Consider the following 6,971-nt stretch of genomic DNA (forward strand, 5'->3'; position numbering starts at 1 on the left):
AAATAAATACAATTATTACATTTTAAGTACAAAAAATAAATCGCCAAAGGAATAAGTGAAATACCCAATACCGCATACGACATTTATACACACCATTTATACACTGGAGGCATACAGGCGCAAAAAGCCCCCATTACTGGAGGCTTTGGTATATACAATGAAAAACTAGGTTTACTGCGAAATAGACTCAGAACTCATTGCAGCTTGGTTACTATCAAGCACATCGCTCATATACATTTCAACGTATCGCTCTGCAGATTCTTGCCAAGAGAATTTACACGCCATTGCATTTTGCTGCATACGTTTAAATTCTTGGGGTTGCTGGCAATACAATAGCAAGCTGCGTTGCAATGTAATTAGCAGCCCTTCCGCTGTTGGTGCGTCAAACATAAAGCCTGTTGCCACTTGTGGCGTCTGATCGTAATCAATCACCGTATCTTTCAAGCCGCCAACACTGCGTACAATCGGCAATGTGCCATACGCTAAACTATACATCTGGTTCAAACCACAGGGTTCAAACTCTGACGGCATTAAGAAGAAGTCAGATCCCGCTTCTACACAGTGTGCGAGTGGGTTGCTGTAAGTTTCAACAAATGCGAGTTTTTCAGGGTTTGCTTTTACCAAGTCATGCAGTTGTTCAGCAAGGCGTGGGTCACCAGTGCCAACAATCGCGACCTGCACATCATGTACAAGGAATTGTTGTAAGATTGGCAGTAAGTAATGAATACCTTTCTGCTCAGTCAAGCGACATACCATACCGTACAAGGGCACATCTTTAACCGGTAAATGGACTTGCTGTTGCAAATCACGCTTACACGCTTTTTTACCGCGCGTCATGCTGATCTTATTCGCTTTGAAATGTTGCTTAATGAATGGGTCCGTCTCAGGATTCCAATCATCGTAATCACAACCGTTCACAATACCGAATAGGTCACTGGCGCGTTGATTAAAGTCAAAGTCCATCCCATGCGCACCCAATGGCGTGAGCAATTCAGACGCATAGTTCGGACTTACAGCATTAATTTTATTCGCATAAGCAACACCCGCTTTTAGCATGCTAATGTGTGAAGCATCCATTTCTAAATGCATATAACGGTGCTGAATAAGCTCTGGGATCAAACTAAATTGATCGTAGTTATATACACCTTTAAATACAGCGTTATGGACAGTTAAGACACTCTTTGTCTCAGCAAAGAACTGGCTGTCTGCATAACGAGTGCGTAATAAAAATGGAACTAAACCTGTGTGCCAATCATTACAGTGGATAAAATCAGGCTGGAAGCCCACTTTTTCACATAAATCGAGCGAAGCTGCACTGAAAAATGAAAAGCGTTCGCCATTATCAGCATAGGCTTCATTATTTTCAGCATAGAGCTCTGCACGATCAAAATACTGCGGGGCATCAATCGCATATACAGATACATCGCCGCTACTCAGCGGTATTACCTGATAAGGCACTGCTGTAGGTTGCGATGTAACCTTCAACTCAGTGCTTAGACAAGGTTCAACCTGTTCACGCTGTGCAAGAACACGATAATAAGGCATCGCAATGCGCACATCGTGCCCCATCGCTTTCAGTGCCGCAGGTAGAGACTTCGCCACATCGGCAAGCCCTCCTGTTTTAACTAAGCCTTCGACCTCAGAAGATACAAATAAGATTTTTAACGGCTTATTCGTTACCACTTTTTTCTTAGTAACCAATTTTTGCTCCTTTAGGGATAACGACGATTCCTTCGTCTGAAACGTGATATTTCTTACGATCTTCCTCTAGGTTTTCACCTATCACAGTCCCTGGTGCAATCATGACGTTTTTATCAATAATTGTGCGGCGGATTGAACAGTTGGCACCAATTTTCACATCACCCAAAATGATAGACTCTGAAATTGTGCTACAGCAATCCACATTGGTACGGAAGCCAAGTACTGACTTATGAATGCGCGCACCGCGAATATAGCTGCCAGCTGAAATCATACAGTTATTAATATCAACTTTACATTCTTCGCTATCAAGCACAGTTGCTGGTGGTAGCGGTGGGTAGAAAGTATGCAGTTGCCATTGACGGTTATAAAGCGAGAATGGGGCATCTTCCGACAATAAATCCATGTGTGCCTGCCAGTACGATTCAATCGTACCTACATCACGCCAGTAACCGTTATTTTGTTCGCCAGGAATAACATTGGTGTTGAAGTCGTAAACAAACACCTTACCTTGAGGAACAAGTTTTGGAATGATGTCTTTACCGAAGTCGTGACTAGAATTTTCATTCTCAGCATCTTCTTCAAGCTCTTTGCACAATACGCCTGTTTCAAAGACGTAGTTACCCATAGACACAAGTGCGTGCTCTGGATCACCAGGGATCGATTTTGGATTAGCTGGTTTTTCTTCAAAACCCACCATCCGCCCTTCTGCATCCACTTCAATTACACCGAATGCGCTAGCTTCATGCAGTGGCATACGGATAGCTGAAACAGTAAGTTGTGCTTCTTTTTCCTTGTGGTAGTCAAGCATTTGCTTCACATCCATTTTATAGATGTGGTCACTACCAAAAATACACACTTGCTCTGGCTCTGCGAGTTCGATAAATCGAATATTTTGATAAATGGCGTCAGCCGTACCGTCATACCAGCGTTTACCCATACGCATCTGAGCAGGAATAGGATCGATGAAACGATCTGTGATACCTGTGATGTTCCAGCCTTTTTTCATATGAACGTAAAGAGACTGAGATTTGAACTGAGTAAGAACGTAGATTTTCATTAAGTCTGCATTAACAAAATTGTTTAACGCAAAATCAACTAGTCGGTAACTGCCACCAAATGGCACTGCAGGTTTTGTACGTGAATCCGTTAACGGACGAAGACGAGATCCTTCTCCGCCTGCCAAAATCATTCCTAAAACGCCAGCCATGGTGTACCTCCGTGTTATTAATTTAAGCAATCGTTGTCATATATATCACACTCTGTAGGTGGTTGAGAATATCCTTGCAGTGAATACTGGTGAATATTTCCAATAAATGCGACACCAAATGACAACACAAACCTCCAGCCCAACCCTACAACCCAGCCTTAACCACTGATTTAAAGCGATTTACGATAATTAAATCGATGCTTTGTGCTAATAGCAGATAATTAACACTGAAAATAAAGTTAAAAACAATCGCATCCCTGTAATGATTATTACAACATTCAATAACCACAAGGATACATAAATACAATTCTAACTTAGGGTTAAATACAGAGTGATGATGGAAATATGTCAGCTTTGTTACGCACTGGTACAATGCAGCCAAATAAAAATTGGGACAAAGAACAAATTAAAAGCAATTCGATATTGAAAAAACCGCCAATAGGTAACAACACAGGATTAACAGCAACATCTTGTTAAATTACAACATATAACAAACAAAAAAGAGAGGTATTATGCGACTAAAGAATACCAAACAGGAGTTAATTTGCAGCAGAAAATACACTGAGGGAATTGTAAGTAACAGCAAGCAAATCAATAAGCATTTACGCTGTTACTCATCAGTAACAAGGAAAGAAGCGAGTACTCGCCGTTAATCATGTTCGATCGTTAATACTTGCCCTGTATAAAGATCTAGTTCGATTTCAACTTTATGGCCTATTTTGTTACGAGCTTCAACTTCAATCTCGTCTTCATCTTGCTCTAACTTAATTTTCTTAAAATCGTAGTAGCCCTGATCTTGCAACATACGAAGTGCTTGCTGCACCGTAAGTGCATTAGTGGGCGTCGTATGAACAGGGTCAGCAATGCAAGCTACAGGGGCTATCGCTAACGTTAAAACCAAAAAGCCAGATGGTACAAACAACTTCATCTTATTCTCTCCAAATGTGGACTCAAGCATCATAACAAAGCTAAATCCCTCTCTCGACAGCGATGTTTCTGCTACCTCGTGAATCGGATCACACATTCATTCCATTGTGCTCGTTACAGTGTGCTCCTATTGATTAACCATGAAGGTGCTATGTCTAGTCATCTATCAGGCGCTTTTGACCCAGTTCGATTTCGCCATCATCTACATCGCTACCCTGAGCTATCACTACAAGAACAAAAGACCGCATCGGTCATTATTGATCAGCTTTTAAAGTTTGGGCTATCCCCTCATACCAATATAGGTGGCTTCGGCATTGTCGTTGACATCAATAGTGGGAATCCGGGAAAGGAAACATTATTACGAGCAGATTTTGATGCCTTGCCAATCAGTGAACAAGCAGAGCATGACCATACATCTCGACATGGAGGCTGTATGCATGCATGTGGCCATGATGGCCATACTGCAAGTTTATTGAGTGTCGCTGAGCATCTCAGCCTGCACCCTCCCGTTAATGGCCGTATTATTTTACTGTTTCAGCCTGCTGAAGAGATTGGGCTTGGCGCAAAAATGATGCTGGCGGATCCAAGGCTGCAACAGTTTAATCCTGACGCCGTCTACGCCTATCATAATTTGCCGGGCTATCCGCTTGGCACTGTGGTCGTCAAAGAAGGGGCATTTGCATGCGCATCCACCGGTGTGAGTATTTCGCTAAAAGGTAAAACATCGCACGCAGCTAAACCTGAAAATGGTCGTAGCCCAGCCACCGCAGTCAGCCGAATTATGGCCTATTTAGAAGATCTTCCAGACAGCATTGAGAATGCCTTCTGCTTAGTCACTTTAGTGCACGTCAAAATTGGTAATCCAGGATTTGGTACCTCTCCAGGCAGAGCGGATGTCATGGCAACAATACGCAGCGATAGTGACCATGCACTTGCCAGCATGCAAAAACAGTTACAGGCTTTTGTTGATACACAAGCAATTGAACAGGGATTAACCTCTGCCATTGAATGGGTTGAACCTTTCTCTGCAACTCATAACCATCCAGCTTGTACCCAGCAACTGATTTCAGCAGCAAGAGAATTGGGATACCCAATTGAAATCCCATCGAAACCCATGCGATGGTCTGAAGACGTTGGCGAATTTTTAAGCCACTGGCAAGGAACACTATTTTGCCTTGGCAGCGGTGAAACACACCCGGAATTACATAACCCTGATTTTGATTTCCCCGATGAACTTATCGGTATTGCATCTCGCTTATTCATCAAGCTACTAGAAGAACGGCATACCCATTCAGGTAAGTAAGTGTTCATAAAAAAGCGCGCTTTAGATAAGGCGCGCTTTAATCACTCAACATAGAGCGACTATTTTCTCTTTACAGCGATGACTGATGCTCACTAATTAGTGCTGCCATTTGTACTTCCGCACGCTGTTTTGCATCTTCGTAGCTCTCATCTTCAAGCATTTGCTCGACAACTTCGTAATAGCACTTCACTTTAGGTTCGGTACCAGATGGGCGTACCACCACCCGCGCGCCATTCTCAAGATGATAAATCAATACATCACTGGCTGGTAAATCTATCGACTCTGTAGGCTTCGCAGCAAGAGAGCCAGAGAAGGTGCGCTGGGCAATTTGCAGGTCATCTGTTTGTACAATATCGACGCCAGCAATACGCGATGGTGGCGATGCACGTAAAACACTCCCAATGGCAGGAGAATCGGGCATCAAAGCGATACTGCGCTGTGCATTCAAATAAAAGCCGTGCTGACGGTAAATAGCTTCAAGCTGAGACCAAATCGACTGACCTTTTGCTGTAAGTTCGGCTGTCATTTGGGCAAAAGCAACCAAAGCGGTTAAACCATCTTTGTCCCACACTTTGCTACCCACGGTGTAACCCAAAGCTTCCTCATAAGCGAATAAGAATTGGCTCGTTTCAGTCTGCTTTTGCATCGCAACGTTCGTCAGCCATTTAAACCCAGTCAGAGTTTGAAAGAAATTCGCCTGATGTGCGTGGGCAATTTTTTCAAGTAAACTCGAAGACACTATCGTTGTCCCCACGAGATTCTCACTACTGCCACTCGCCACATTCAGCAAGTAATGTCCAAATAAAATACCAACCTGATCCCCTGTTAGCATTTTATACTCGCCATGCAAGTCACGAACAGCGACCGCAAAGCGGTCTGCATCTGGGTCGTTGGCACACGCTAAGGTCGCATTATGCTTTTTGGCTTCTGCAATGACTAAATCCATAGCCCCTGCTTCTTCAGGGTTGGGAAAATTAACAGTAGGGAAAGTACCATCAGGTTCGCGCTGGGCAGCCACACTATAAACATGTTCAAAACCTACGCGTTTAAGCATAGTTTCTGCCATATCAGCCCCCACACCATGCATGGCGGTGTACGCAATCGAAACGGCTTCTGGTTGGTGGTGATTCTGCAACAGCGGGTTCGCTAACTGTGCATCTAAATACGCTTGATAAAAATCATCTTCTAACCACACAAGCAAGCCTTGGTGCTCTGCTTGCTCAAGATCCATCAAGTGCAAAGGTTGGGCTGCGGCTTTATCAATTTCAGCGGCAATGCCTGAATCATGTGGGGCGATAATTTGTGCACCATTCTCCCAGTACACTTTAAAGCCATTGTACTCAGGGGGATTATGGCTTGCCGTTACCACTATACCTGCCGCTGTTCCCAGCTGTTTTACACCAAAAGCCACTAGCGGTGTCGCAGCCACTTTACTTGTTAGGTATACCTTAATGCCCATGGCTGTTAGCGCCGCAGCAGCATCTTGAGCAAATTGTTTCGAATCTAATCGGCCGTCATAACCAATAACGACACCACGATGATCGGCTTCTTCAATTTGCGATAACAAGTACTGCCCTAAGCCCGTTGCTGTTTCTTGAATCACGAGGCGGTTCATACGATTCGGACCAGCACCAACTACACCGCGTAACCCTGCTGTTCCAAATTCAAGGCGCCCCGAAAAACGAGCTTGCAGTTCAGCCTCATTACCTGCATCGATCAAACCTTTAAGTTCTTGCTGGGTTTTCGGGTCGGGATCTCGAGTAATCCACTGGGAGATGATTGTATTCATGATTAGATTCCTGCGGCTTTGTTTTAACTGAAACTACAGTAAAT

Annotated in this window: 5 protein-coding genes; 1 reads left to right on the forward strand and 4 read right to left on the reverse strand. The window is 43.7% G+C overall.

Features of this window, described 5'->3' with window-relative positions; translation table 11 throughout:
* Positions 1 to 171: 171 nt before the first annotated feature.
* The 3 genes from glgA to ASV53_RS21545 all read right to left on the reverse strand — a co-directional run bounded on the left by glgA (position 172) and on the right by ASV53_RS21545 (position 3,836).
* A complete protein-coding gene (gene glgA, locus ASV53_RS21535) occupies positions 172 to 1,701 on the reverse strand; it encodes a glycogen synthase GlgA (RefSeq protein ID WP_094958618.1) in 1,530 nt (509 codons plus the stop codon).
* Complete coding sequence (gene glgC, locus ASV53_RS21540) at positions 1,691 to 2,908, reverse strand: glucose-1-phosphate adenylyltransferase (protein WP_094958619.1); 1,218 nt, start codon at positions 2,906 to 2,908, stop codon at positions 1,691 to 1,693. Before glgC ends, glgA begins: the two co-directional genes overlap by 11 nt.
* Before the next feature lie 649 nt (positions 2,909 to 3,557).
* Positions 3,558 to 3,836 carry a PepSY domain-containing protein gene (locus ASV53_RS21545; RefSeq protein WP_094958620.1) on the reverse strand — a complete coding sequence of 93 codons (279 nt, stop codon included), beginning with the start codon at positions 3,834 to 3,836 and terminating at the stop codon, positions 3,558 to 3,560.
* A 150-nt stretch (positions 3,837 to 3,986) separates the two neighbouring features.
* Here ASV53_RS21545 and ASV53_RS21550 point away from each other — a divergent pair, with 150 nt between their 5' ends.
* A complete protein-coding gene (locus ASV53_RS21550; RefSeq protein WP_094958621.1) occupies positions 3,987 to 5,138 on the forward strand; it encodes an amidohydrolase in 1,152 nt (383 codons plus the stop codon).
* A 70-nt stretch (positions 5,139 to 5,208) separates the two neighbouring features.
* Here ASV53_RS21550 and ASV53_RS21555 read toward each other — a convergent pair whose 3' ends face one another.
* Complete coding sequence (locus ASV53_RS21555; protein WP_094958622.1) at positions 5,209 to 6,927, reverse strand: phospho-sugar mutase; 1,719 nt, start codon at positions 6,925 to 6,927, stop codon at positions 5,209 to 5,211.
* Positions 6,928 to 6,971 lie beyond the last annotated feature (44 nt).

Source organism: Photobacterium sanguinicancri, from assembly GCF_002265265.1.
In the GTDB taxonomy this organism is placed as follows: domain Bacteria; phylum Pseudomonadota; class Gammaproteobacteria; order Enterobacterales; family Vibrionaceae; genus Photobacterium; species Photobacterium sanguinicancri.